This window comes from Kribbella sancticallisti (assembly GCF_039530625.1).
Classification (GTDB): Bacteria; Actinomycetota; Actinomycetes; order Propionibacteriales; family Kribbellaceae; genus Kribbella; species Kribbella sancticallisti.
The window spans coordinates 242,324-267,088 of the sequence record NZ_BAAAOS010000020.1 but is presented as its reverse complement, the minus strand read 5'-3'; the positions used below and the strand labels follow the sequence as shown (position 1 = coordinate 267,088).

Below are 24,765 nucleotides of genomic sequence, written 5' to 3'. Positions count from 1 at the left end.
GACTCCTCCTCACCGAGTGTCGACCAAGCTGCATTCAGGCTTCCCGCCGGTGGCGGTCACGCCAGGGCATGGACGACACCGATGACGGCGCCCGCGGCGATGTACCAGGCGTTGTTCAGCTTGGTCTTCCAGAGCAGCAACAACGTGATGACAGTGATAGCGGCGGTCAGAAGGTCGACGATCGCGGTCCGGCCGAGTTGGTACGACACGCCGGCCATGAGCGCCAGCGCGGTCGCGTTGACGCCGTCGAGCAGCGCCGAGGTCCACGGCGACGCGCGCAACCTGTCGGTCAGGCGGGTGAGCAGCCCGACGAAGACGAACGACGGTACGAAGATCGCGACCGTGGCCAGGAACGCGCCGACCGGGCCGGCGACGAGGTAGCCGATGAAGGTGGCGGTGGTGAAGACCGGGCCAGGGGTGACCTGGCCGATCGACACGGCGTCGATGAGTTGCTGTTCGCTGATCCAGCCGAGACGGTCGACGAAGTCGCCACGCAGGAATGCCAGCAGCACGTAGCCGCTGCCGTACAGCACGGCACCGATCTTCAGCATGGTGGCGAACAACTGCACCAGCTGCCCGCCGCTGGGATCACCGAACACCGGCTGCCCGGCGGGCAACGCGAAGGAGACGACATACAGGCCGTGCAACTGACCGCGGCCCGGCCGGTTGCGGGCCAGGTGAGCGGCGGCCGCGAGCACCGCGCCGGCGGCCAGCACCATCAACTCGTTCACGCCGAGCAGGTAGGCCACGAGTCCCGCCACCGCGAGACCACCGATCCAGATCGACTTCATCACGGTCCGGAGCAGGCCGACCAACGCGTGGGCGATGATCGCGATGACCGCCGGCACGATCCCGTACAGGATCCCCTCGACCGCCGGAGCATCACCGTAGGTCATATAGGCCCAGGCCAGTTCGGTCACGATCAGCGCCGCGGGCACGATGAAACACACCCCCGCCGCGACCAACCCACGCCACCGGCCGCGGTCGAAACCGAGATGGATCGCCAGCTCGGTCGAATTCGGGCCGGGGATCAGGTTGGTCGCCCCCATCAGGTCGACGAACCGCTCATCGGACACCCAGCCGCGGCGACGGACCAGTTCGTCGCGCATCATCGCCGTGTGCGCGGCCGGCCCACCGAACGCGATCACCCCCAGCTTCAAGAACAGCAGCGCAATCTCACGCACAGACCCACGCTGCGGCACTCCACCCGCTCCGGCCGAGACAGAATCCGGCGGCCTGTCGCCAGGCTCCTCGTCACCGGTGCCATGCTCACCCACGCCGCCTCCACAATGACTCTGAACCCGATATCGGATCTCGATACTATCCCTTCGGTCCCACCGTGCCGGTCGCGGGGCCATGGCGAAGCGGCCATCCACTGGTAGGTTAGGCTCACCTAATGTTCCATGGGAGATCGCGCATGCTCACGCCAACTCTGACTCGTCCCGCCGTAGCGGATCTCGACGACGCCCTTCAGCGGCGGCAGTTTCTCGCCGTACTGGCGGCCGCAGGACTGCTCACCGCCTGCGGAACCGACGACGAGCCGACCTCCGAGGGCGCGCAGCCCTGGAGCTTCACCGACGACCGCGGCAGCGTGATCAATCGCCCCGGCCGCCCGGTCAAGATCGCCGCCTACGAAACCGCCGGCGCGGCGCTGTACTACCTGGGCCTCAAACCCGCCGCCATCTTCTCCTCCGGCGACATGGCCAAGTCGAAGCTTCTCGAAGGCGTCGACCTGACCGGTATCGAATCCGTGGGCGGCAAGGCGTACGGCGAGATTCAGCTCGAGAAGCTGGCGAAGATCGCGCCGGACATCATCGTCACGGCGTACAGCCCGAAGCAAGGTGACCCGGTCTGGGGCTTCGCCGACAAGACCGTCCAGGACAAGGTTGCCGCCATCGCACCCGTCATCGCCCTCGACGGCACCAAAGACCCGACCGCGGTCATCGCCCGCTTCGAGGAACTCGCCAAGGCTCTCGGAGCCGATCTCGCCGCCGCGCCGGTCAGCGACGCCAAGAAGACGTTCGACGGAGCCGTCGAAGAACTCAAGTCGGCCGCCGCGGCGAAGAAGGACCTCCGCGTCCTCGCCATCGGCGGCTACTCCGAGAAACTGTACGTCGCGAAACCCTCCGAATTCCCCGCTCTACGGCAAATGAAGAGCTGGGGCCTCAACCTGATCGAGCCCACCGGCAAGGACCCCCTGTGGGAGACGCTCAGCTTCGAACACGCCGACAAGTACCCCGCCGACCTCATCCTCGTCGACACCAAGGACGACGCGATGACCACCGAGCAACTGGCCAAGATCCCCACCTGGAAACGGCTCCCCGCCGTACAAGCCGGCCAACTCGTCCGCTGGCAAGCCATCGAAGACTGGAGCTACACCCGCTACACCGACGACATCACCGTGATCACCCAGGCACTCCAGAAAGCCAACCGCACCACCGCCGCCTAGCGTCCCCAGCCGAAACCCGAAGCCGACATGTTGTGAGGTGCTGAACCCCTGACCGCGGGCCCGTTGACGGGTGCATAGACGGCTGTGAGCATAGACGCATGTCGAAGCTGCCGGTGGTCGTGCCGCTGTCACGGGAGGACGCCGAGCGGCGAGCGGCCCAGCTGCGTGCCGTCGCTGATCCGACGCGATTGCGCCTGTTGAGTCTCGTGCTGACCCACCCGGCGGGCGAGGTGAGCGCCGGGCAGCTCGCCGCGGACTTCGACCAGTCGCAGACGACGATCAGTCATCACTTGCGGCTGCTCTGTGAGGCGGACCTGCTGACGCGAGAGCGGCGGCAATCGTTCACCTATTACCGGCCGACTCATCATGCGGTCGCGCAGCTGGCGACCTTGCTCGGTGTGCAGGTACCCGGGCAAGACGCGGGGTCGGCGTTCGATCTGAGCTCGACAGTGGTCGATCGGCAGCTCGAACACATCGCGGGCCAGTTGGCGACCCGCTTCACGGGGGTCTTCTCGCCGGCGACGGTTCGGCGCTACGTCGGGGAGAGTTATGACCTGCTGGCTGCCCGGTCGCGGGTGCGGAGGTTTCTGCCGTCCCTGACGGCGAGCTTCGCGGCGGACCGACTGACCGCCCTGGCGAGAGCCGAGGGCAAGACCCGTGGGCGTGTCTCGGAGGTGCTGTTCGTCTGTGTCCGCAATGCCGGCAGGTCGCAGATGGCCGCCGGCTTCCTGAGCCAGTTGGCCGGCGACCGCGTCGTGGTGAGATCGGCCGGTTCGTTGCCCGTGGCACTCGTGGACGCCAACGTCGTCACGGCCATGGACGAGGTCGGCGTCTATCTCGGCGGCGCCTATCCGAAACCGCTGTCCGACGAGATCGTGAGGGCTGCCGATGTCGTCGTGACGAGGGGTGCGGCGACGCGTGCCCGGTCTATCCCGGCAAGCGATACCTCGACTGGCCGATCGAGGATCCCGAGGGCCGGTCGCTCGCGGTGGTGCGACGCATCCGCGATGAGATCCACCAGCAGGTCAAGGATCTTGTCGGCGAGCTGTTGACGTGATCAGCCGGGCAACGCTGCGAGTGTGTCGACCAGGTAACGGTGTGTGCGGCCCCGCCTGGCGGCGAACCTCGTGCGCGCCTCCTGATTGGCTACCCCTGGGTTACTGAGCGGTCGGCAGGTGGCCGGTGACGAGGAAGATGACGCGTCGGGCCATCGAGACCGCGTGGTCGGCGATCCGTTCGTAGTAGCGGCCGAGCAGCGCGAGGTCGACGGCGACCTCGACGCCGTGCTGCCAGGAGTCGTCCATCATGAGACGGAACTGGCTGCTGCGGAGCCTGTCCATCTCGTCGTCAGCCGACTCGATCCGATGCGCGGCAGTCACGTCACGGCTCTTGATGACATCACCGGCCTGGTCGACCATGCGCTGAGCGACTCGGCCCATGTCCTGGATCACGCCGTGCAGTTCGGTGGGAATGGCGGGTGCAGGGTGGCGGAGACGGGTGATCTTGGCGATGTGGGCGGCCAGGTCGCCCATCCGTTCGAGGTCGGCGACCATTCGCAAGGCGGCGACCAGCATGCGGAGTTCGCTGGCGACCGGTGCTTGCAGGGCCATCAGGTCGAAGATCTTCTCCTCGACCGCCTCGCCTGCGGCGTCGAGCTGCGCGTCGCCGGCGATCACCTCTTCGGCGGTACCGAGGTGTGCCGTGAGCAGAGCGCTGGTCGAGCGCCGTACGGCGGTCGAGACAGCGTGGGTCATGTACTCGAGCTCGACCAGGATCTCGTCGAGCTGGTGGTGATAGACGTCGCGCATTAGTCTCCTCCGGGTGGGCCGGCTGCCGCGCAGCTGGCCAGCTTCGCTGTCATCGGGCGAAGTCCTGGTCGGCATCTGGTGCTGTAGGTGGCACCTTGAACTGGTAGCCGAGGCCACGGATCACCTTGATCCACTGCGGGTTGCGTTCGTCGTCGGACAAGCGTTTGCGCAGCCGCATGATGTGTACGTTGAGCGTGTTGCTGCGCACGGAGACGCCCTTTCCCCAGACTGCCTCGAGGACTTCCTGACGCGTCACCAGCGCGCCGGGTCGTTCGGCGAAGAACCGGAGCAGCAGGAACTCCATCGGTGGCAGTTCGATCTGACGGCCGTCGAGCCACATCTGGGGTACGGCGCCGTCGACCCTGAGCCGCCCGAGGTCGATGGCCAGCGGCCGGAGGTCAACTTGGTTCGGCCCTGGGGCGAGCGAGTTGATCAACGCGAGCAGTTCCCGCACCCGGTACGGGCGGGGGACGACCGCGCTGGCGCCCGCGTCGCTGGCCCGGCTGGTGAACTCGCTGCAGCCGGCGTCCGCGCCGACGATGACCGCCTGTTGCGGGTCGTCGCCCCGGACGATGCGGAGGAACTCGATCGGGTCGAGGCGGCCGTCGCCGGGGCCGAGCAGGACGACGTCGGGGCCCAGCCTGCCGACCTGGAGGAGCGCTTCGGCCGGGTCGTTGCACACGCGGATGTCGAGTGGCTGGCCGGCCGCGGCTTCCAGCAGTTCGCCGATCGTGTCGCCGTGATCGACGACCAGCACCGAGACGCGGACCTGGAGCTTGCGCCCGCTCGGCCGGCCAGACTGTCGGCGCGCGGGAGACCGGTCCGGCTCGTGGGCGTTCATCATCGGGGCGGTCATCATGCTCACCCGAACCGGCCGGTGATGTAGGCCTCGGTGCGTTTGTCGGACGGGTTGCCGAAGATCTTGTTCGTGTGGTCGAACTCGACCAGCCGCCCGGTGCGCTGGCCGTGTTCGTCGGCGGCCGCGGTGAAGAACGCCGTACGGTGAGAGACGCGGGCTGCCTGCTGCATGTTGTGGGTGACGATGATGATCGTGTACGTCTTGGCCAGCTCGACCATCAGGTCCTCGATCTTCGCGGTTGCGATCGGGTCCAGCGCCGAGCACGGCTCGTCCATGAGGATGACTTCGGGGCTGGTGGCGATCGTCCGGGCGATGCACAGCCGCTGTTGCTGCCCGCCGGACAGGCCGTAGGCGCTCTGCTTGAGCTTGTCCTTCACCTCGTCCCACAGTGCCGCCCCGCGCAGGGCGGTCTCGACGACCTCGTCCATGTTCTTCGGCTTCATGCCGGTGACACGTGGTCCGTAGGCGACGTTGTCGTAGATCGACTTGGGGAACGGGTTCGGCTTCTGGAAGACCATGCCGATCCGGCGACGTACCTCGATCACGTCGACGCTCGGGTCGTACATGTCGACGCCGTGGTAAGTGACCTTGCCCTTGACGTGGGCGCCGGGGACGAGGTCGTTCATCCGGTTGAGGCAGCGCAGTACGGTCGATTTGCCGCAGCCGGACGGACCGATCAGTGCGGTGATCTCCTTGCTGCCGAACACCATGTCGACACCCGAGACCGCGCGGAACTTCTCGTAGTAGACCTCGAGGTCGCGCAGTTCGATCACGCCGTCAGGCTCGGCGGATGGGGACCGGTGGTTGCCGCGGTCGGTGAGTTCGACGTGGATCTCGTGCGGTGCTCCGGGCGCCCCGTGGGTCTCGGGAACGGTGGCGAGGTCCGGTTCGACGTTCATCATAGGGTGGTCTCCCGGGGTGGTCATTGGGTCACCAGCGGCGCTGGTAGCGGTTGCGCAGCCAGATCGCGACGGCGTTCATGGCCAGCAGGACGACGATGAGCAGCAGGATCGCGGCGTACGCGAGGTCGCGGAACGCGTCGCGGTCCTGCGGGACGAGGTTGTAGATCTGCACCGGCAACGTCGTGTACTTCGACAGCACACCGTCGGGATTGAATGTGACGAACGTGGTCGCGCCGACCAGGATCAGCGGCGCGGCCTCACCGATGGCTCGCGACATGGCCAGGATCGAGCCGGTCGCGATCCCCGGTACGGCGGCCGGCAGCACCTGCCGCCAGGTCGTCTGCCACATGGTCGCGCCGAGGGCGAGCGATCCGTCGCGGATCTCCCGTGGGACCGACCGCAGCGCTTCGCGCGTGGTGATGATGATGACCGGAAGGATCAGGAGCGCCAGCGCGATGCCGCCGGCCATCACGACCGCGCCGATGGACAGCGGGCCGCGGACGACGAAGCCGAGCGTGAGGATGCCATAGATGACCGCGGGGACGGCGGCCAGGTTCTGGATGTTGAGTTCGATCGCCCGGTTCCACCACTTCGCCGGGTTGGCGTACTCCTCCAGGTACACCGCGGCCGCGATCCCGAGCGGCAGCGCGATGAGCGCGGTGATGCCGCCCACCCAGAGGGTTCCGAGCAGGGCGGACTGGACACCGGCGGTCTCGGGGCGGATCTTCGACGGCTGCCTGGTGATCAGGTTCGCATCCAGCCGGGCGAGGCCCTTCTGCACGATGACGGCCAGGACGAAGAACAGGAACATGCAGATCAGCGCGAGGCACAGCCAGAGCACGGCCGCGAACACGGCTGAGGCGATGCCGTCACGGTGGCGTCCGCGCCTCAAGATATTTGCCTGGGGCAACGTTGCGGTGGTCATCAGTAGGCCTGCCTGTACTTGCGCACCAGACGGATACTGGCGAGATTGATCAGGAGTGTGATCGCGAACAGCAGCGCACCGACGGCGAACAACGAGTAGTAGACCGGCGAGCCCTGCGGGGCGTCGCCGCTGGCGATCTGTGCGATGAACCCGGTCATGGTCTGGGCACCCTCGCGCGGGTCGAAGGTCAGCTGAGCGCGGCTGCCCGCGGCGATGGTGACGATCATCGTCTCGCCGACCGCGCGGGAGATCCCGAGCACGATCGCCGCGACGATTCCGGACAGCGCGGCCGGGAACACGACCCGCAGTGTGGTCTTCATCCGGTTCGCGCCGAGCGCGTAGGAACCCTGCCGCAGCGCCAGCGGTACGGCGGACATCGCGTCCTCACCGAGCGACGCGATCGTCGGGACGATCATGAAGCCCATCACGATGCCCGGCGACAGCATGTTGTGGATCGTGTTGAACTGCACCAGGTTCGCGAACAGCGGCGTGAAGACCGTCAGTGCCAGGAAGCCGTAGACCACGGTCGGGATGCCCGCCAGCACTTCGAGTACCGGCTTGAGGAGCTTCCGCACCCGGATGGACGCGTACTCGCTCAGATAGATCGCCGCACCCAGTCCCAGCGGCACGGCGACAGCGAGCGCGATCAGCGTGATGATCGCGGTGGCCACGACCAGCGGCAGCACACCCCAGGCCTTGTCGGTCCAGCTGAACTTGTCGCCGAACCCGCCTGTCCATTCGGTGCCGAACAGGAAGTCGCCGAGCCCGACATGCGTGAAGAAGGTCACTGTCGGGGCCAGCAACGAGATCACGATGCCGACAGTGACGGCAACCGATAGCCAGGCCGCCCCTACGAGCCCGACCTTGATGACCCGCTCACCGTGTCGTGGATGCTGCTGTTTCAGGTCGACCGCGGGGCCCTGCCAGGCGGGCGGGCGGCCCCGCTGTGTGGAGGGGCCACCCGTCGCCGTACCTGCCGCTGTGTCCGGCATGGTCACTGAGCCTTCAGCTTGTCCAACTCGGTCTTCGCCTTGGCCTTCTGCGCATCGGTCAGCGGCACGAACTTGGCCGCCTCCACGATCTCCTGGTTCTTCTCCAGGTAGAACTCCACGAACCCGAGAACCTGCTTCTTGGCCAGGCCCTTGTCCGACGGGTAGACGAACAGCGGCCGGGCCAGCGGCGTGTAGCTGCCGTCCTGCGCGGCCTCCACCGACGGCGCGACACACCCCTTGCCGCCGTCGATCTTGACGGCCTTCAGCTTGTCCGCGTTCTCGTCGAAGTAGGAGAACCCGAAGTAGCCGAGCGCACCCTTGGCGCCGGCCACACCCTGGACCGTGACGTTGTCGTCCTCGGTCGGGTTGTAGTCAGTACGGCTGGCGCCCTCCTCGCCGTTGATCTCGTCGGTGAAGTAGTCGAACGTGCCCGAGTCCGACCCCGCGCCGTACAGCGGCAGCGGCTCGTTCGGGAACTTCGGGTCGACCTGGTTCCAGGTCTTCACCTTCGAGCCCGGCTCCCAGATCTTCTTCAGCTGGGCGACGGTGAGACAGTCCGCCCAGTCGTTGTCCTTGTTCACCACGACCGTCAGCGCGTCGTTGGCGACCTGGAGCTCGGAGTACTTGACGCCGTTCTTCTCACACAGCGCCTTCTCCTGGTCCTTGATGGGCCGCGACGCGTTGGAGATGTCGGTCTCGCCGGCGCAGAACTTCTTGAACCCGCCACCGGTGCCCGAGGTCCCGACGGCGACGTCGACGCCGCCCTGCTCCTCCTTGAACAGTTCCCCCGCGGCCGCGGTGAGCGGCTCCACGGTGCTCGAACCGTCGACGACCACCTGACCCGACAGCGACTCGCCGCTGCCGCTGTCCCCTGAACTGTCGTTGTTGTTCCCACCGCACGCAGACAAGGCGAGCAGGGCAGCTGCCGAGACGGCGAGGTAACGCATGTGCTTGACCGGGCGGATGACCACCGGGCAACCCTCCAAGTAGTAGGCCCCGGAGACCCGGGACACCGCGAGCTGTCACGCGTTCACGCAACAACTAAATCGAAGAAGTTCGATGTAAACGCCGAGTGAACGAGCGGTGACCACTTCGGACAAGATAGAAGAATGTCGATGTATTCGCCGCGGGCCGTCACTGCCCGACTCCTGTAGGTAGCCCCGAGGTGTTCGTTCATCTGATGGTCACGGACTGGTCATTGGTAACTACATAGATGAACGACAATGTAGTTGTTAGCGTCGCCGCGACTGCCTCAATCTCCAGGAGGGGACGCATGACGCTCGCTGACGAGCCACGCCGGCTGCTTCCGCTGGCCGACGGCCACAATGGCCGCAGTTCGATGACCTGTCTCTACCGGTGCGGGAACGCCTGTGCGCACCCGGCGCCGAACACGTCCGGCAACGAGTACTTCGGTGATGCCGTCAAGGCGGAGGTGTCGCGGCGCGGCATCTTCAAGGCTGGCGCGGTCGGGGCGCTCGTCATCGGGGCCGGTGCTGCCGGTGCCCTACCCGCTGCTGCTGCTCCGGCCGCGACCGGCACTGTTGGCGCTGACTCGTCGTTGCGCGGCGGCGGTTCTTCCGGCGCCGGGCTGACGTTCAAGGCGATCCCGCCGAACACACTCGACGCGGTGATCGTGCCGAACGGGTACGAGGAGCAGGTGCTGATCCGGTGGGGTGAGCCGATCCTGCCCGGCATGCCGGCGTTCGACATCGACCGCCAGAGTCCGGCCGCGCAGGCCGGCCAGTTCGGGTACAACAACGACTTCCTGACCGTCGTACCGCTCGACCGCGGCTTCACCCGCGGCCTGCTGGTGGTGAACCACGAGTACACCAACGAGGAACTGATGTTCCGCGGTTACAAGGACGGTGCCACGGCCACGGTGCGGCAGATGCAGATCGCGCTGGCCGCGCACGGCATGAGCGTGGTCGAGGTCGAGCGCGTCGAGCGTACGGGGGAGTGGCGAGTCGTCACCCGCGGCCGGCGGCACTACAACCGGCGGCTCACCGGCTCCACGCCGATGAAGTTCACCGGACCCGCCGCGGGCTCGCCGTTGCTCCGCACCGCTGCCGATCCGAGGGGCGTCCAGGTCCTCGGATCGCTGAACAACTGCTCCGGCGGCCTCACGCCGTGGGGCACCGTGCTGTCCGGCGAGGAGAACTTCAACCAGTACTTCGTCGGCGGCGACGGCGCGCCTGCCGACGCGAAGCCCGCGCTGGCCCGGTACGGCATCAACACCAGCACGCGGTATCCGTCCGGCAGCCGGTACTGGGACAAGATGGACGCCCGCTTCGACCTCGCGAAGAACCCGCACGAAGCCAACCGGTTCGGCTGGATCATGGAGGTCGATCCGTACGACCCGCACTCGACCCCGGTGAAGCACACCGCGCTCGGCCGCTTCAAGCACGAAGGTGCCGCGGTCGCCGTCGCGAAGACCGGCCAAGCGGTCGCGTACATGGGCGACGACGAGCGCTTCGACTACATGTACAAGTTCGTCTCCGACCGCAAGTTGCGCAACGGGAACTCGAAGGCCGACCGGGAGAGCAACCGCCGCCTGCTCGAGTCGGGCAGCCTGTACGTCGCCAAGCTCGGCTTCACCAGCCCCGGCGAGATCGACGGCTCCGGCAAGCTCCCGAACGACGGCGCCTTCAACGGCACCGGTACCTGGATCCCGCTGACAAAGGGCGGCAAGTCCATGGTCGCGGGGATGGCGATCGATGAGGTGCTCGTGCACACCCGGCTCGCCGCCGACAAGGCCGGAGCGACCAAGATGGACCGGCCCGAGGACATCGAGGTCAGCAAGAAGACCGGCAAGGTGTACGTCGCACTCACCAACAACAGCCGCCGCGGAGCCAGCGGCCAGCCGGCCGCCGACGAGGCCAACCCGCGCAACAGCAACAAGCACGGCCAGATCCTCGAGATCGTCGAGGACGGCGAGAACCACGCGAGCGAGACCTTCACCTGGTCGCTGCCGATCGTCTGCGGTGACCCGTCCGACCCGTCGACGTACTTCGCCGGCTACGACAAGACGAAGGTGTCGCCGATGTCGTGCCCGGACAACCTCGACTTCGACGCGCACGGCAACCTGTGGATCTCGACCGACGGCAACGCGCTGGTCGACCACACCGGTGAGAACTTCAACGACGGTCTCTTTGCGGTTGCGGTCGAGGGACCGGAGCGGGGCAAGGCGAAGCAGTTCCTGTCCGTCCCGCGCGGGGCGGAACAGGCGTCGGCGTACGTCGTACCGGACAACAAGTCGGTGGTCGTGTCGGTGCAGCACCCCGGTGAGATCAGCGGAGCATCCGTCGACAACCCGGCCAGCACCTGGCCCGACGGCGACTTCGCACGGCCCGCCGTGGTCGTGACCTGGCGCCCCGACGGCGGCGAGATCGGCGCGTGAGAACCGATCGGCCTACACTGCTGGCGTGACCTCCCGTCCCAGCGCCGCGTCGAGTAGCGACCCCGGTCACCAGGTGACCGGGGTCGCTATCGGTCGCGACGAGGCCGAGCGGCTGGCCGTCGTACTCAAGGCGCTCTCGGACCCCACCCGGCTGCAGCTCCTGGCGATGATCGAGGCCAGCCCGAACGGCGAGGCCTGCGTGAACGACCTCACCGAGCCCCTGGAGCTCAGTCAGCCGACGATCAGCCACCACCTGAAGATCCTCGTCAGCGCGGGGATTCTTGCCCGCGACAAGCGGGGCCTGTGGTCGTGGTACACGATCGTTCCCGACCAACTGCAGACCCTGCGGGCTTTGCTGCCCGGGCCGACCTTCTTGCGGAACGAGCGGTAGCCAGGTGTCCGATCTCGGCGCGATCCACTGAGTGAAGGCTGAGTGCAGGATGGTCGCACCTGACCACCGTCCGTCGTGTCGCGTACGCACATCGTTTTAGCTCGTGCGATCGAAGGCTCGGACCGCCAGCGGCGCGAACACCAGTATCAGGGCTGCCGCGGCGCCGAGTGCGAGCAGCGTCCAGTACGTGGTGGTGTGTGACAGCCCGATGCGCTGCGGATCGCCGACGACGAGGGAGCGTACGGCGTTGCACATGAGGGTGATCGGCTGGTAGCGGGCGATGACTTCCATCCAGTCCGGAAGAGTGTCGATCCTGATGTAGGCGCTCGAGATGAAAACGAGCGGGTAGGCGAGCATCGACATACCCTGCGCTGCCTGGGCAGTGCCTGCGACGAGGCCGACGGTGATGAAGACCCAGACAAAGGCGACGCCGAACACAACGCACAGGGCGAATGCCAGCATGGCTTCTCCAAAGGACCCATGGACTCGGAAACCGACGGCGTACCCCATCGCCGCGGTCACCGCCACGCTCCAGGTGACGATGGCGGTGTCGCCGATGGCCCGTCCGGCGAGAATGGCCAGTCGGGGAGCAGGCAGCGATCTGAGCCGGTCGTTGAAGCCTCCCGCCAGGTCCTCGGCCACGCCGATCGAGGAGCTGATGCCGGTGAAGATGACACTGGTCATCACCATGCCGGGGATGAGGAAGTCGACGTACGCCAGCGTCCCCATCTGGATCGATCCGCCGAAGATGTACCGGAACAGCACGATGAACGTGGCCGAGGTGACAGCGCTGGTCAACAGCAACTGAGGGGAACGGATCGATTTCAGCACGGTGCGCTGAGCGATGACGCTGACCGTCGCGGCCCACGTGGCGGACCGGAGTGGTCGTAGTGCGGCGAGCGGGTCGACGCGCTGACTGGCGGCATAGGTGTTCATGTGGTGGGCCTCCAGACGTGTCATGGGGTGGCGGTGGCCGGCTCGTTGTCGGCAGCCGGTTCGGCCGGTGCGCCGGTGAGGGTGAGGAACACTTCGTCGAGGGTGGGGCGACGCAGTGCGAGATCCTCGATCTCCAGGGCGAGCTCGGCGAATGCCTGGGCCGCGGCGGTCAGTGCGGCGACTGAGTTCCGTACTGCGCCGGTGATGCGCCGGGTCGGCTCGTCGACATGGACGTCGTCGGACACGAAGCGGGCGAGGACTCCTGCTATCGCTGGGAGGTCGTTGGTGTGCCGTGCCCGGACTTCGAGAATGTCGGGCCCGGCCAGGGCCTTCAGTTCCGAAGGGCTTCCCGCGGCGACCGCGCGACCGTTGTCGATGATCGCGATGTGGCCGGCGAGCTGGTCGGCCTCGTCCAGGTATTGCGTGGTCAGGAGAACGTCGGTGCCCTGAGCAACGAGATCCCGGATCGTGTCCCACAACTGGATGCGGCTGGTGGGATCGAGGCCAGTCGTTGGTTCGTCCAGCAGAAGCAGACGGGGAGCGCCCACGAGGCTGGCGCCGAGGTCGAGTCGCCGCCGCAAACCGCCGGAGTAGGTTTTCGACGCGCGATCGGCGAACTCGGTCAGCCCAAGTCGTTCCAACGTCTGCGACGCGGCTCGATGGGCCTCCCTACGGTTCAGGCCGAAGAGGCGGCCGATCATCCGAAGGTTCTCCCGCCCGGTCATGCTGGGCTCGACGGCTGCGAACTGTCCGGCCAGCCCGATCGCACGGCGTACCAGATGCGGTTGGCGGAGGACGTCGATGCCGGCGACCCGGAGGCTCCCCGCATCCGGGGCCAGGAGCGTCGAGACGGCGCGCACGAAGGTGGATTTGCCGGCGCCGTTGGGGCCGAGCACGGCCGTGACCTGGCCGGACTCGGCGGTGAGATCCAGGCCCCGCAGGGCATCGACCGTGCCGAAGTGCTTGGCCACCCCTTCGGCCTCGATGATCGGCTCACTCACTGTACTTGCCCTCCTATGCACGGTTGGGAACGAGATACCAGACGGGAGCGCGTATGCGATCCGTGCTGATGACGGAGCCCGGCGCAGAGAAGTAACCAGTCGCCCTGGTTGCGCTGGGCTACGTCAGTCGCGATCCGTGTCGTCGGCAAGCACTTCGATGTCGAGCTGCCGGATCCGACGAGGGTCGTAGATCAGGTCGATGGTCTTGATGCGGTCGGCCTCGATGGCGTAGACGAAGGCCACTCGCGGTTTGCCGCCCGGTGCCCACACCGCCCCAGGCGCGCCGTCGATCGAGGCCAGTTCCAGGCCCTGGGCACGGCCCAGGAACAGTTTGGCCACTGCCTGGGCGCCACGGGTCCCGCCGGACAGGTCCTGGGCTCCCTCGGCGCGTCGCGCTTCAGCGACTTGGACGGCAACGTTGTCTGCCCGCAGTACCACCGTGGGATCGAGGAGCTCGAGCAGTCGTTCGAAATCACCCTCGCGGGATGCGGCGTGGAAGGCCGCGACCAGTCGTCGCTGTCGCTGCGGATCGCGATCCCGGCCGGGCGAGTCGTGAACGCGACGCCGGGCACGGGAGGCCATCGTCTTCGCCGCCTCAGGCGACCGGTCGATGATGGGTCCGATCTCCGCGAACGGCAGCGCGAACACGTCGTGGAGCACGAATGCCACCCGCTCGGCCGGGGTGAGGCGATCCAGCACGACAAGCAGCGCCATCCCCACCGAATCCGCCAACGCCACCTCTGCCGCCGGGTCACGTGGCTCCGCCGCCAGGTGCAGGTCGGTGCGTTCAGAGGACAGTTCGTGGTCCAGTCCTGTTGCCTGCTCGACACGCGCGCGCCGCGAACGCAACACATCGAGACAGAGGAGACTCACCACGGTCGTCAGCCAGGAACGCAGATTGTCGATCTCGCCACCCTCGGACCTGATCAGCCGCAGCCACGCCTCCTGCACCGCGTCCTCGGCCTCGGCGCGGCCACCCAGCAACCGAACGGCCACAGCGGTCAGGTGCGCACGATGCCGCTCGAACTGCTCCGCAAGTGGGTCCGCGTCCATTGTTACCTTCCCGAGTCCTCGTCCGTCGTTGTATTGACGAGCCGAGTGGCCGGAACGTAACAAACCCTGAGCGAAAGGAATCCCGTGAAGTTCGACTCGATCGTGGAACCCTTCGGACCAGGTGCCGGGATCCCGGTGCCGGACGAGATCATCGACTCCTTCGGTGCCGGCAAGCGTCCCAAGGTGGTGGTCACCATCAACGGCCACACTTGGCGAACGGGCATCGTGCCGATGCACAACAGTTTCTGGATCGGCATCGGAGCGGGCAACCGAGAAGCCTCGGGAGTCGTCCGCGGCGATCCGGTGGAAGTCGACATCGAACACGACCTGGAGCCGCGCGAGGTCGAACTGCCCGGGGACCTCGACGCCGCGCTCCGGGCGGCGTTCGACCGTCTCCCGTACGGCCGGCGTCTCCGCATCGTCGGTGACATCGAGCGCGCCAAGTCCGTCGACACCCGCCGACGCCGAATCGAGGCCGCAGTCGACGCACTCAAGGCAGGTAGCTCCCCAGTTGTGCGCCGCCTTCAGGTCGGGATCGCCAGAGAAGGTGTTGTCACGTGTGGTGCTCGGTTCGGGCGAGTTGTGCAACGGGAGTAGCCCCCGACGCCGACGCGCCTCACCCAGAACAGCGCAGCCGCAGGACTCCAGGGGGTTCTGCGGCTGTCAATGCCCCCCGCGTTGCCGCAGGAGCCGAGCACCTGAGTCCTGACGGGGCCGGAATGAGTCTTGTGGCGGTACGCCGGATATGAGCAAGCTGGCATATAGACGCAGGGTCGTGCGGGGAGGTGGCGAGATGGAGTTCACCGCGCCGAACGGTGTCGTCTGGCGGCGGGCGACGGGAGGAACATCGACAACGGAGCAGTTGATGCAGGCGCTCGAGAGGTCGAGCCTCGAGCACGACGTACCGCACGTCTGGAACTGGTGGCAGGAAGGCCGTCACGAGGCTGAGCACGCCAGGATCTGGAAGGTGCTCGCCGAATGGGATCACGCAACCCCTCGCCCGGCCCTGACCGAGGACGAGATCGAACAGCACGTCCAGGCCGAGATGAAGCGGCTCGACGAGCACCTGGCTGGAGTCCGGCAGAGCAAACACGATCTCGCGGCCCGGCGGTACGACGAGACGCGCCACCGCAAGCGCTTGGAGATGATGCGTGCCGAGGCGGACAGTGCGTTCTTCGCGCATGTGGCCGATGCTCCGGCGAGCACGGCTCAGTGTGAACGGGCCGAGCAACGATCTGCTGACTGCCGGGCGGTTGCTCGGACGCTCAGAGCGGAGCTCGGGGATCCTGATCAGGTCATCGACCGATGGGGTACGTATCCAGCGGAGCGGCGGGTCTGGAACCTGGACTTCCACATGCGGTGCTGGCGCTACCCCTGTCTTCGGGAGTGGGCGGACAGTGACAAGCGCCGGTTCAACGCGCTGCTGAAGATGCCACCACCGGACCCGGCGGAGATGTGCTCGGAGTGTCAGGCGCCGACGATGTGGCACGAATACGACATCTCACTGAGCCTGTTCCAAGCCAGACCGGAGGCAGACTCCAAGGCGGAAACGATCGCCAGGCTGTTGCCCGGGTGGTGGGAGAGATGCCCGGCGTGTACGGCGTACCAGATCGAACACCGGTGGGGTACGGCGAACGTGCTGCCGGACTTCGACGGCGAGCAGTGGCGGGCAATGCTTCCACCGATGCTGCGGGCGATCTTCGCACCCGCGCCGCGCCGGCAGACCGCACAGCGTCGGCGCCCCACTTCACAACCGCTCGCAGTCATTCAAGCCGGCCCGATCGCGGAGGTCGTGGCGCGCTTGGCCGAGATCCAGCAAGTTCATCCCACCGCGCAGCTCCGACCGGCCGACCGAGGAACCTGGGCCGTCTGGCCGAAGTGACGACGTACCGGTGGCTGCTGCCGCGGGCTCAGCCTGGGAGTTTGCCGAGCGACCAGATCCGAACGCTGTCGTCCGTCACCTCGTACAGAACGATCGCGGACCGGTCGTCGAGGCGATGGCTCCGAACGCCTCCGCGGGATGGGACGGCCGTTCGTCGAGGTAGTGCATCCGTAGCTCCGTATCCGAGCCGTCGCCGAGCCGGATCCGTGCGTAGTGCGGGCTCGAAAGCATAGCCGGGTAGTGCGACGAAACCCTGCTCCGGCGTACGCAGTACCTTTGCCGACCCGTCCCGGGTCGCCCGGACGGAAGCGGTTGCCACCTTCATGCTTGCCGCGCGAGCGACCGTCCCGGCGATCGTGGATGCGCCGTAGCGAGTCATCTGGGCTGAGGTGCCTCTGGCAACTGGTCGATGGATACGCGGGGCTGGTACGAGCCGTGAGCAAACGACCAGAACACGGCCACGCTGACGTTGCCGAGTGGGCACCCTCGACTGACATCCACCCACCGGCAGCGCATTATTGTTGCCATGACGAGCGACGACGAACGCCAGTTGGGCGCCGAAGCCGAGGCAGAAGACGCTGCCGCACTCCGGGAGTGGGAAGCTCTAAAGGCGTCTGGTCAGCCGATCACCATCCCGCACGCGGAGGTCCGCCGCCGACTCGGACTCGAGTAGCGAGTTTAGGGCCCTGCGCGCGTGGGCACCGGAACCTCGGCAGTATCGTCAAGACAGGATCTTCGGTCCTTGCACTCGATCGGCCGAGATGTCGAATGGTTCTCGGCGACGTTTCATCGGGCGATCCCGCCGGACGATGGCCGGAGTTGTGTGCTGAGCGGCTGGCGCTCCGGTCACCCCCGGTGCCGTGCGGCCCGGATCACACGAGCCCGCACGGCACCGTGTGGCAGCCCCTGTACGGCGACCTCTTCGGCCGGCTCCGGGGCCGGCCGAAGAGCCGACGCAGCCGGATTCTGTTCCGTGCCCTCGGCGTGGACCCCGCCTTCGCGTCTGCTTGATGAATGCGCAGCCCGGGCATAGGCGAGGGTCAACAGGGTTCCTTGCGCAGGACACCGAACGCGAAGCATACGGGTCCCGCGTGGGCAGCCGCAGCACTGCTGTGGCTCTCACAGCCGCCGGCGTCGACTTGCCAGGGGACGGGTCCAACGAGGATCAGCGGGTGACTCGGCGGCAGACATCGATCACCAGGACACCCGGCACCGGTCTGGGCAAGGATCGCGGCGAGTTCCTGCCCGGTCGTCGCGATCGGCCAACCGCTGCTGATCGCGACGAGGGCACCGGTCAGCACGGAGGTCGCGACCAGCATCTCGATCCGGAACCGCGAGATGTCCATGCCAAAGGACGTCGCCGTCTCGTCACCGGTCATCGCGGCGTTCAACTGGTCCAGCAGCAGGCGGTGACTCGACCTGGCCGCCACGCTGGGCGAGCACGACCACGAGCAGCGCCGTCACGGAACCCTTAGGGATCCGAGAAGTACGCCCTCGCAGAAGCTGCGCGCCGAACTGCGAGCGGCGGGTAGGCCCGCTGCCCAGACCTGGAACGCTGGCGTCGGCGCCGAGCAGGTGGCCTGGATCGAGTAGGTCCTCGAGCATGCCCGCCGTGCGGGCGACAAGGTCGTCGTCAACGCGCATCATCCGATCTACCGGCTGAACGCGCACAACGCCTACCAAGACACTCAGCTCGTCGAGCTGGTGACTTCCGTACGACGCTGCGCTACTGGGTCACTGACGATGGCTGTCGGGGAAGCGGGACCGATCACTCGCCGAGGTGGCTCGCCGGTCGGGTGCGGCGCCCGTGGACGTCGAGGGTGAGTTCGAGGGCGAGGAGTGCGCTGGCGGGTTCGATGCGGTTGTCGGCGGCCCCGGTGAGGCAGGCGAGCACGTGGTCGATCATCGCCGCGTACGGGCTGGTGTCGGCGAGCTCGATCGGGCGCTCGCCCTGGGCGGTGTGTTCGGCGAGCGAGGCCTGGCCCTGGCCGGTGAACCCGGCGGTCATGGTGTATTCGAGTGCTCCGTCGGTGAAGGTGGCGCGCCATCCACCTCGCATCCCGTAGGGCTGGGGCATCAGGGCAGAGCTGCTGATCCGGGCGTACGCGTCGGTGTAGCCGAGCAGCACGGTGGCGGCGGATCCCCGGCCGACTGGCCCGTCGATGCCGGTGACCTGAACGGTGTCGGGTCGTCCGAGCAGGCCGGTGACCAGGTCGAGGTCGGTGTGCATCATGTCCAGTGCCAGGGTCTGCAGGGTCAGGTCGTAGCCCGGCCATAGCAGCGCCGTGCGGCCCTCGCTCTCGATCAGCAGCAGTGCCCCGTAGCGTCGGTCGGTCACCGCGTCGCGTAGGTACTGGTGGGCGGGGGTGAACCTGGAGAACATGTCCACGAACGCCTGCCGGCGGGTGGCCTGCTGCACTTCGATGATGCGGCGGGCGTCGTCGAGGGTGTTGGCCAGAGGTAGCTCGATGAGGACGTCTTGGCCTGCCTGCATGGCCTGCACTGCGACATCGGCGTGTAGCCGAGTGGGCAGGCAGATGTCGATCAGGTCCATCGAGCGGTCTGTGATCACGGCGTCCAGGTCGGCAGTGGTAGTGAATCCGAACTGTTCACTGATCTTGGCCAGCTTCTCCCGTGTGCGTCCGAAGACGACCACCTCGTCCACGTCGGGGTGTTGGGCGTAGACGGCGGCGTGGGCCTGGCCAAATCCGGTGCCGAGCAACGCGATCTTCATGCTGGCGGCTCCTTTCGTGCCGGCGAACCTGTCCGCGACCAGGATGCGAGTGTTCCTCCATCATCACGCCACGCGCCGATCAGGACAGCTGCCGAGGGTGCCCTTATGGGGCCCACAGCCTCATCGACCGCTTGCCGCGTGTGAGCAACTCCTGCCGGGCAGCATGGCACCTTGAGCACCTTTCGACCTCCGCGGTTGGCAGCGGGGCTTGGCCGCTGGCGGACAGGAGAACGGTGCGTGCGTAGTGCGGAGTCTGCAGCAAATCCGCGGGTGAGGTACGGGACATAGGAACGGATCAAGAACGCGGCCGCTCCGAGATGCCTGCCGGGGGTCTGGTGGGTAGGTCCGCGTACTCGTGCCACCAGCCCGAGGAGTCGGACTGCCGGCCAAGGGCCTGGGATACTGCAATCTCTGCCTCATCAGTCACCGCGTAGAGGCTGAGCAGCCTCGGCAGGTCCTCCTGGCGGATGGCTGCCTGGCCGAGTTCGAGGTCTTCGAGGTCCGTGTGCGCAATCTGCAACGCAGCGGATGACGCGTTCGTGTCCATGCCGCGGCTGATGCGGAGTCGCCGCAGTTGTCCGCAGCAGGATGCTCCGTACGGTCGGCTCGCTGATCGACAGCGCCAGCGCGGATACCGGGAGGCGCGGCGACGCGAGGGATTCTTCGAGTGGTTCGTCGATCCTGCTCGCGGCCAGGTCTTGCGGAGCGCTCGTACGCACAACAGGGTCCGTACGGTCCAGACGATCCTGCTGACCGGAGCCTCTGGTTTGGCGAGGAGTTCGCCTTGCCACTCCTCGGCGTACCGCTCGCGCCACTCTTCCGGCAGCCGCTGAGCCCGGCGGCGTAGTCCCGCTGCAGGCAGGCGTAACCCAGCCCAGGAAACCCGTCGGACAGCAGACCTGCCACGAGTACGCCCCGGCGATCCAGAGGACGACGTTCATGTCTGCCCCCAGACGGGCTTCGTGGGTGCTGGCCGTGGGATCTGGATCCTGGCTGTGAACTTCGACAACTCGGCAGTTCCGGTCCGCTCACCTAGACCACTCAGCCGGTAGTGCCGGCGCTGGCGTCACCCGCAGAAGTGACTCACATGGACTGAGTACGGCTTGCCGCAAGGTGATTGGGACACGTCACCCGCGGCCCCGGATGGCTTGTTCCAGTGGTCAGCTCCACCGCGCCGACTTCGAAGTCATGCAGACCAGAAGGCGTCGGCCAAGCGCTGGTTTTGCCAGGTTTCCCAGGCTTCGGCGATCAGTCCGTCCTTGATCCGGAAGATGATCGTGTAATCCTCGTCCAGGGTTCGGTGGTCTCGCTGCGCGCTGGCGTGCAGGAGCGCGACGATGTGTATTTCGCTGACGAGTACGTCGCGGATGCTGGGCTTGTAGGTGCCGGCGGTGACGTCGAACTCGCGGACGAAGGAGGCGATGGTGTCTGCTCGGCCGTGGAAGGTGCCCGCGAGCGGATGTGCGCCGGGGGCATGCCAGATGATGTCCGGGGCGAACATCGCGGCCACCGCCTCCATGTCGCCGGCGGTGAAGGCGTCGTACAGTTCGGCGAACAGCGCGTGGTGCGGGTGCTTGCGGTGATCCGCACCCAGAGCGCCGAGCTGGCCGAGCAGGGTGAGCTGGTCGACGACCGTCCAGTGCTCGGCGATGCGGTCGCCCTCGACGTACGTGAACTGCATCGCGATCACATCGATGTCCGCGCCAGCGGCGGCGATGCCCTGGAAGGACGCCTGGTGGGTTCCGCGCAAGCGTACGTGGCTGGCGACCAGTTGGTCGGACACGATCTGGCGGAGGAAGTTGTGCCGGAGGTCCGGGAACGCGGAGTAGAAGCTCTCGGCGAAGGCGCGGAGGCCGGCCTTGTCGAGCGGTCCGGGTACGCCGGCCACGTGGAGCCGGAAGTTGTCGGTGACGAGTTCGTCGATGATCGCGAGGTTGCCCGCGTCCTGCTCGGCGAAGAAGCGGCGTACGACGCCTGCAGGGTCGGTTTCGGAATGTCTGGTGTCCATGGTGAACTCCTGCTCTTCGTAAGAGCTTCCACCGTCTCACCGGCGGGCCCCGCGGTCATGGGACCGCGGGTCCCGGAGAAGTTGGGAGCGGTGGTCCCATGCGCCCGGGACGGTAGGGGCAGGACGGTGAAGGCGTACCTCAGGACAGGAGTTCGTCATGGTCACCACCTCCGACGCCACCGCGCCGACGACCAAGCGCGCTCAGAGATTCGAACCCTGCCGCTGGAGCGGCGTGGTCTTCGTGCTGATCGGCGTACCAGGCTTCGTTCTCGGCAACCCGACAAGTCCGTACTCCGCCCGCGCCGACGACTATGTCGCGCGCTACGCCGAGGGAGCTGGGTCCGCGCCGCTGGGCAGGCTGCTCGGGCTGGGTGCAGTGATAGCTCTCCTCTGGGCGCTGGCGCGGCTCCGGATTGTGTTTCCGCCCGAGCGTGCGGGCCAGCCCGCGGGCGCGATCCAGCTCGCCGGAAGCCTGTACGCCGCCAGTTGGGTCGGTGTGATCGTCACCGCGGCGGCGACGTACACCGCCGTTGACCACGCCGAGAGCTTCGGTGGTTTCGAGGTGGTCCCCGAGACCGCGTTCGTCATCGACTTCATCGCCGACGGCTTCATCTGGGCGAACCTGGTGTCCGCGGCCGTGTTGGTGTGGGGGATCGCACTTGCGTCCAGACGCACGGGTGCGTTGCCGGGATGGCTGTGCTGGGTGGGTTTCGTACTGGCCCCGCTGCTTCCCGTCGGGTGGATGCTGTTCATGGTGCCGGCGCTGGTGTTCTATCTGTGGTTCGCGGCGATTGTCGCGATCGTGCCGGTCCGCCGGTCAGCGGGTGCATGATGAGGGAATGTTCCCGGTGACCCGCCGCGGCCTGGTGTACGGGGTGCTCGCCCTGTCGCTCGGCTGCGCCGTCGCCGGCCGCATACTCACCGCGGTCTCGGCCCCGCTCGACCCGGGCGATCCGGACAGTCCGTTCCAGATCGCGCTCGAAACGGTGTGGCTGGGGTACGGCGTTCTCGGGGCACTGATCCTCGTCCGCCGGCCGCGGCATCCGATTGGCTGGGTACTGCTCGGCTCGGGGGCCGCGACCGGGCTCGCACACCTCGGAGCCGGCTACGCGGCGTACTCGCTTGATGCCGCCCCCGATCTGCCCGGCGCGGCGGTGGGGCTGTGGCTGCCGAGCACGCTGTGGGCGCCGGCGCTACTGGTGCCGCTGATCTTCGTGCCGCTGCTGTTCCCCGACGGCCGGGTACCGGGACCGAGGTGGCGGCCGTGGGCATGGGGCTCTGCCGGCTTGATCGCACTGTGGTGCGCCGGGTGGATGTTCGCCGCCGGACCGCTCGACGAGCCACCTGGCCTGGACAACCCGTTCGGCATCCACGGCGCCGAGACGCTGCAGTACCTCGCACCAGGCCTGCTCCTCCCCGTGGGCCTGTCGGTCGCGGCAGTGGTGGTCAGGCGGCGACGCGCACAAGGGGAGGAGCGGGAGCAACTGCGCTGGTTGGTGCTCGCTGCCGGCGTCATCGCGGGCTGTCTGGTCGTGCTTGGCCTGGCAGGCCCGTGGGGTCCGCTGCCCGCACTGATCACGCTGGTTGCGGTGGCCGTTCTGCCGACGGCGGTCACCATCGCGATCACGCGATACCGATTGCACGACATCGACCTGGTCATCAACCGGACGATGGTCTACGGCGGGCTGACGCTCGCGGTACTGGCGGCGTACGCGATCGTGGTACTCGTGGCCGGACGATTCCTCGGCGCCGAGATGGAATGGCGGCAGTCGGTGCTGGTCACGGCGCTGATCGCGATGGCCGCGTACCCGCTCCAAGGGCTGCTCCAGCGCGCAGCGAACAGACTCATGTACGGCGATCGGGACGATCCGTACGCCGCGATGTCTCGGCTGGCTCAGCGTCTCGCGGACGCGGTCACGCCAGCCGCGTTGCTGGACGCAGTCGCCGAGACGGTGTCTCAGGCGTTGCGGCTGCCCTATGTCGCCGTCGAGGTCGCCGGCAAGCGGCGCCGCGGCGTCCTACGGCCGACTCACAGGTGAACCGTACCGGATCCCGCTGCTCCACCAGGGAGAGTTGGTCGGCACGCTCGCGCTGGGTACTCGCAGCCCGGGGGAGCGGTTCTCCGCGGCCGATCTCAGCGTGCTCGCCGATGTGGCACGCCAGGCAGCGATCGCCACACACGCGGCCCGGCTCGCGGACGACCTTCAAAGCGCCCGCGAGCGGCTGGTGTTGGCGCGGGAAGAAGAGCGCCGTCGGTTGCGGCGTGACCTGCACGACGGGCTGGGATCGACGCTCGCCGGCATGGCGTTGTACGCCGGCAACGCTCGCCGGGCCTTGACTCAGGGGGCGTTGAGCGGCGAGGGCGGTGATGCGGCGCAGTGGCTGGACCGCCTGGAGGTGCGGGCCACCGAGGCGGTCGCGGACATCCGCCGCGTCGTCCACGATCTCCGGCCGCCCTCGCTGGACGAGCTGGGCCTGGTCGGTGCGGTGCGTTCTGCGGCTGGTGGCCTCGCGCTGCCGGTTGCCGTGATCGCTGACGAACCGCTGCCGGCGATGTCGGCGGCGGTCGAGGTCGCAGCGTACCGGATCGCGGTGGAGGCGCTGACGAACACCGCCCGGCACGCCCAGGCCTCGCGCGCCACAGTGCGGATTCGCGCCGACGAGGTACTCGTTGTCGAGGTGGTCGACGACGGCCGCGGCCTGGGGGTGGCCGGCAGTCCTGGCGTCGGTCTGGGCTCGATGCGGGAGCGCGCGGAAGAGCTCGGTGGAAGCCTGACCGTGACGACCGGAGCCGGCGCTGGTGTCGTGGTGCGAGCCGAGCTACCGAATCGCGCTCGGACGCAGGCACGATGAGTTCGCCGTTGCAGGTCGTGGTCGCCGACGACCATCCGGTGTTCCGTGAGGGGCTGCGCGGGGTGCTGGCCAGCATGCCCGAGGTCGGTGATGTCACCGAGTGCGAAGACGGCGATTCGGCTGTGGCGATTGTGCTGCAACGGCGCCCCGACGTCGTACTGATGGATCTGTCCATGCCGGGTCTCGGCGGGTTGGCGGCGACCCGGGCCATCACGCGACAAGCGCCCGGGGTGCGAGTGCTGGTGCTGACCATGCTCGAGGACGAGGAGTCTCTGCGTGCCGCGATGGAGGCCGGCGCGGCCGGCTATTTGGTCAAGGGCGCACGCCCCGAGGACGTGATCAGGGCCGTGCTGTCGGTGGCGGCGGGCGGCCTGGTGTTCGGCGCGGGCGTGGCCGAGCGCGTACTGCGGCATTTCAGCGGCCCTCGTCCGCCGGTGCTGCCCGAGCTCACCGACCGCGAGCGCGAAGTGCTCTCCCTGATCACCGCCGGCCTGCCGAATCGGGCGATCGCAAGCCGGCTCGTCATCAGCCCCAAAACGGTCCGCAACCACATCTCCAACATTTTCACCAAGCTG

26 protein-coding genes and 1 pseudogene are annotated in these 24,765 nt (G+C 67.4%); 11 read left to right on the top strand and 16 right to left on the bottom strand.

From position 1 onward, the window contains the following. Positions 1-56: 56 nt before the first annotated feature. Entirely contained in the window at positions 57-1,184 is a 1,128-nt protein-coding gene (gene chrA / locus ABD255_RS17830) for a chromate efflux transporter (protein WP_344215231.1), read from the bottom strand. 233 nt (positions 1,185-1,417) lie between these two features. On the opposite strand from chrA, the gene ABD255_RS17825 reads away from it, so the two are divergent. Together ABD255_RS17825 and ABD255_RS17820 are read left to right on the top strand one after the other, a co-directional pair. Beyond that, a complete protein-coding gene (locus ABD255_RS17825) occupies positions 1,418-2,449 on the top strand; it encodes an ABC transporter substrate-binding protein (protein WP_344215229.1) in 1,032 nt (343 codons plus the stop codon). A 98-nt stretch (positions 2,450-2,547) separates the two neighbouring features. Continuing rightward, the gene (locus ABD255_RS17820) at positions 2,548-3,501 is read left to right on the top strand and encodes a metalloregulator ArsR/SmtB family transcription factor (RefSeq protein ID WP_344215227.1); all 954 of its coding nucleotides are present in this window, start codon (positions 2,548-2,550) and stop codon (positions 3,499-3,501) included. A 105-nt stretch (positions 3,502-3,606) separates the two neighbouring features. On the opposite strand, the gene phoU is transcribed toward ABD255_RS17820, so the two are convergent. From phoU to ABD255_RS17790, 6 genes are read right to left on the bottom strand one after another with little or no spacing between them, the layout of a single operon-like run. Beyond that, the gene (gene phoU / locus ABD255_RS17815; RefSeq protein ID WP_344215225.1) at positions 3,607-4,257 is read right to left on the bottom strand and encodes a phosphate signaling complex protein PhoU; all 651 of its coding nucleotides are present in this window, start codon (positions 4,255-4,257) and stop codon (positions 3,607-3,609) included. Positions 4,258-4,306: 49 nt separating this feature from the next. Further along, positions 4,307-5,113, bottom strand: a complete 807-nt coding sequence (locus ABD255_RS17810) for a winged helix-turn-helix transcriptional regulator (RefSeq protein ID WP_344215223.1) — start codon at positions 5,111-5,113, stop codon at positions 4,307-4,309. A 5-nt stretch (positions 5,114-5,118) separates the two neighbouring features. Next, entirely contained in the window at positions 5,119-6,018 is a 900-nt protein-coding gene (pstB, locus tag ABD255_RS17805) for a phosphate ABC transporter ATP-binding protein PstB (RefSeq protein ID WP_344215221.1), read from the bottom strand. A 28-nt stretch (positions 6,019-6,046) separates the two neighbouring features. Continuing rightward, positions 6,047-6,943 carry a phosphate ABC transporter permease PstA gene (gene pstA, locus ABD255_RS17800; RefSeq protein WP_344215219.1) on the bottom strand — a complete coding sequence of 299 codons (897 nt, stop codon included), beginning with the start codon at positions 6,941-6,943 and terminating at the stop codon, positions 6,047-6,049. Then, positions 6,943-7,935 (bottom strand): phosphate ABC transporter permease subunit PstC, encoded by a 993-nt coding sequence (gene pstC, locus ABD255_RS17795; RefSeq protein ID WP_344215217.1) that lies wholly within the window; start codon positions 7,933-7,935, stop codon positions 6,943-6,945. Before pstC ends, pstA begins: the two co-directional genes overlap by 1 nt. A 2-nt stretch (positions 7,936-7,937) precedes the next feature. Then, entirely contained in the window at positions 7,938-8,906 is a 969-nt protein-coding gene (locus ABD255_RS17790; RefSeq protein WP_344215215.1) for a PstS family phosphate ABC transporter substrate-binding protein, read from the bottom strand. Positions 8,907-9,208: 302 nt separating this feature from the next. On the opposite strand from ABD255_RS17790, the gene ABD255_RS17785 reads away from it, so the two are divergent. Together ABD255_RS17785 and ABD255_RS17780 are read left to right on the top strand one after the other, a co-directional pair. Beyond that, a complete protein-coding gene (locus tag ABD255_RS17785) occupies positions 9,209-11,332 on the top strand; it encodes a PhoX family protein (RefSeq protein WP_344215213.1) in 2,124 nt (707 codons plus the stop codon). 25 nt (positions 11,333-11,357) lie between these two features. After that, complete coding sequence (locus ABD255_RS17780) at positions 11,358-11,723, top strand: ArsR/SmtB family transcription factor (RefSeq protein ID WP_344215211.1); 366 nt, start codon at positions 11,358-11,360, stop codon at positions 11,721-11,723. A gap of 96 nt (positions 11,724-11,819) precedes the next feature. On the opposite strand, the gene ABD255_RS17775 is transcribed toward ABD255_RS17780, so the two are convergent. From ABD255_RS17775 to ABD255_RS17765, 3 genes are all read right to left on the bottom strand, one after another. After that, positions 11,820-12,683, bottom strand: coding sequence for an ABC transporter permease (locus ABD255_RS17775; RefSeq protein ID WP_344215209.1), 864 nt, complete (start codon positions 12,681-12,683; stop codon positions 11,820-11,822). Beyond that, the gene (locus ABD255_RS17770; RefSeq protein WP_344215207.1) at positions 12,680-13,660 is read right to left on the bottom strand and encodes an ATP-binding cassette domain-containing protein; all 981 of its coding nucleotides are present in this window, start codon (positions 13,658-13,660) and stop codon (positions 12,680-12,682) included. Before ABD255_RS17770 ends, ABD255_RS17775 begins: the two co-directional genes overlap by 4 nt. A gap of 123 nt (positions 13,661-13,783) precedes the next feature. After that, positions 13,784-14,713, bottom strand: coding sequence for a sigma-70 family RNA polymerase sigma factor (locus tag ABD255_RS17765; RefSeq protein ID WP_344215205.1), 930 nt, complete (start codon positions 14,711-14,713; stop codon positions 13,784-13,786). An 84-nt stretch (positions 14,714-14,797) separates the two neighbouring features. Between ABD255_RS17765 and ABD255_RS17760 the strand changes: the two genes are divergently transcribed. From ABD255_RS17760 to ABD255_RS17750, 3 genes are all read left to right on the top strand, one after another. Further along, entirely contained in the window at positions 14,798-15,310 is a 513-nt protein-coding gene (locus ABD255_RS17760; protein WP_344215203.1) for a YdeI/OmpD-associated family protein, read from the top strand. A 196-nt stretch (positions 15,311-15,506) separates the two neighbouring features. After that, positions 15,507-16,595: a hypothetical protein gene (locus ABD255_RS17755; RefSeq protein WP_344215201.1), complete on the top strand. Its 1,089-nt coding sequence runs from the start codon at positions 15,507-15,509 to the stop codon at positions 16,593-16,595. Positions 16,596-17,121: 526 nt separating this feature from the next. Beyond that, a complete protein-coding gene (locus ABD255_RS17750) occupies positions 17,122-17,268 on the top strand; it encodes a hypothetical protein (protein WP_344215199.1) in 147 nt (48 codons plus the stop codon). Between the two features lie 367 nt (positions 17,269-17,635). Here the strand turns inward: ABD255_RS17750 and ABD255_RS17745 are convergent, their stop codons facing one another. The 6 genes from ABD255_RS17745 to ABD255_RS17725 form a co-directional block, all read right to left on the bottom strand. Further along, entirely contained in the window at positions 17,636-17,974 is a 339-nt protein-coding gene (locus tag ABD255_RS17745; RefSeq protein WP_344215197.1) for a hypothetical protein, read from the bottom strand. Continuing rightward, positions 17,964-18,239 carry a hypothetical protein gene (locus ABD255_RS17740; RefSeq protein WP_344215195.1) on the bottom strand — a complete coding sequence of 92 codons (276 nt, stop codon included), beginning with the start codon at positions 18,237-18,239 and terminating at the stop codon, positions 17,964-17,966. Before ABD255_RS17740 ends, ABD255_RS17745 begins: the two co-directional genes overlap by 11 nt. Positions 18,240-18,363: 124 nt before the next feature. Then, positions 18,364-19,329, bottom strand: a complete 966-nt coding sequence (locus ABD255_RS17735; protein WP_344215193.1) for a Gfo/Idh/MocA family protein — start codon at positions 19,327-19,329, stop codon at positions 18,364-18,366. Positions 19,330-19,432: 103 nt separating this feature from the next. Then, entirely contained in the window at positions 19,433-19,615 is a 183-nt protein-coding gene (locus ABD255_RS43715) for a Scr1 family TA system antitoxin-like transcriptional regulator (RefSeq protein WP_425554442.1), read from the bottom strand. 9 nt (positions 19,616-19,624) lie between these two features. Continuing rightward, positions 19,625-20,050 carry a helix-turn-helix domain-containing protein gene (locus ABD255_RS44020; protein WP_486336047.1) on the bottom strand — a complete coding sequence of 142 codons (426 nt, stop codon included), beginning with the start codon at positions 20,048-20,050 and terminating at the stop codon, positions 19,625-19,627. Between the two features lie 465 nt (positions 20,051-20,515). Beyond that, positions 20,516-21,337: an ester cyclase gene (locus ABD255_RS17725; protein WP_344215189.1), complete on the bottom strand. Its 822-nt coding sequence runs from the start codon at positions 21,335-21,337 to the stop codon at positions 20,516-20,518. 157 nt (positions 21,338-21,494) lie between these two features. Here ABD255_RS17725 and ABD255_RS17720 point away from each other — a divergent pair, with 157 nt between their 5' ends. The 4 genes and pseudogenes from ABD255_RS17720 to ABD255_RS17705 form a co-directional block, all read left to right on the top strand. Next, complete coding sequence (locus tag ABD255_RS17720) at positions 21,495-22,169, top strand: hypothetical protein (protein ID WP_344215187.1); 675 nt, start codon at positions 21,495-21,497, stop codon at positions 22,167-22,169. A gap of 7 nt (positions 22,170-22,176) precedes the next feature. After that, positions 22,177-23,376 (top strand): hypothetical protein, encoded by a 1,200-nt coding sequence (locus tag ABD255_RS17715; protein WP_344215185.1) that lies wholly within the window; start codon positions 22,177-22,179, stop codon positions 23,374-23,376. Further along, positions 23,315-24,190, top strand: coding sequence for a GAF domain-containing sensor histidine kinase (locus tag ABD255_RS17710; protein ID WP_344215183.1), 876 nt, complete (start codon positions 23,315-23,317; stop codon positions 24,188-24,190). The genes ABD255_RS17715 and ABD255_RS17710 overlap by 62 nt, the downstream gene beginning before the upstream one ends. Then, positions 24,187-24,750 (top strand): annotated as a pseudogene (locus tag ABD255_RS17705) (response regulator transcription factor); the annotation flags it as partial. The gene ABD255_RS17710 and the pseudogene ABD255_RS17705, both read left to right, overlap by 4 nt. Between the last annotated feature and the right edge of the window lie 15 nt (positions 24,751-24,765).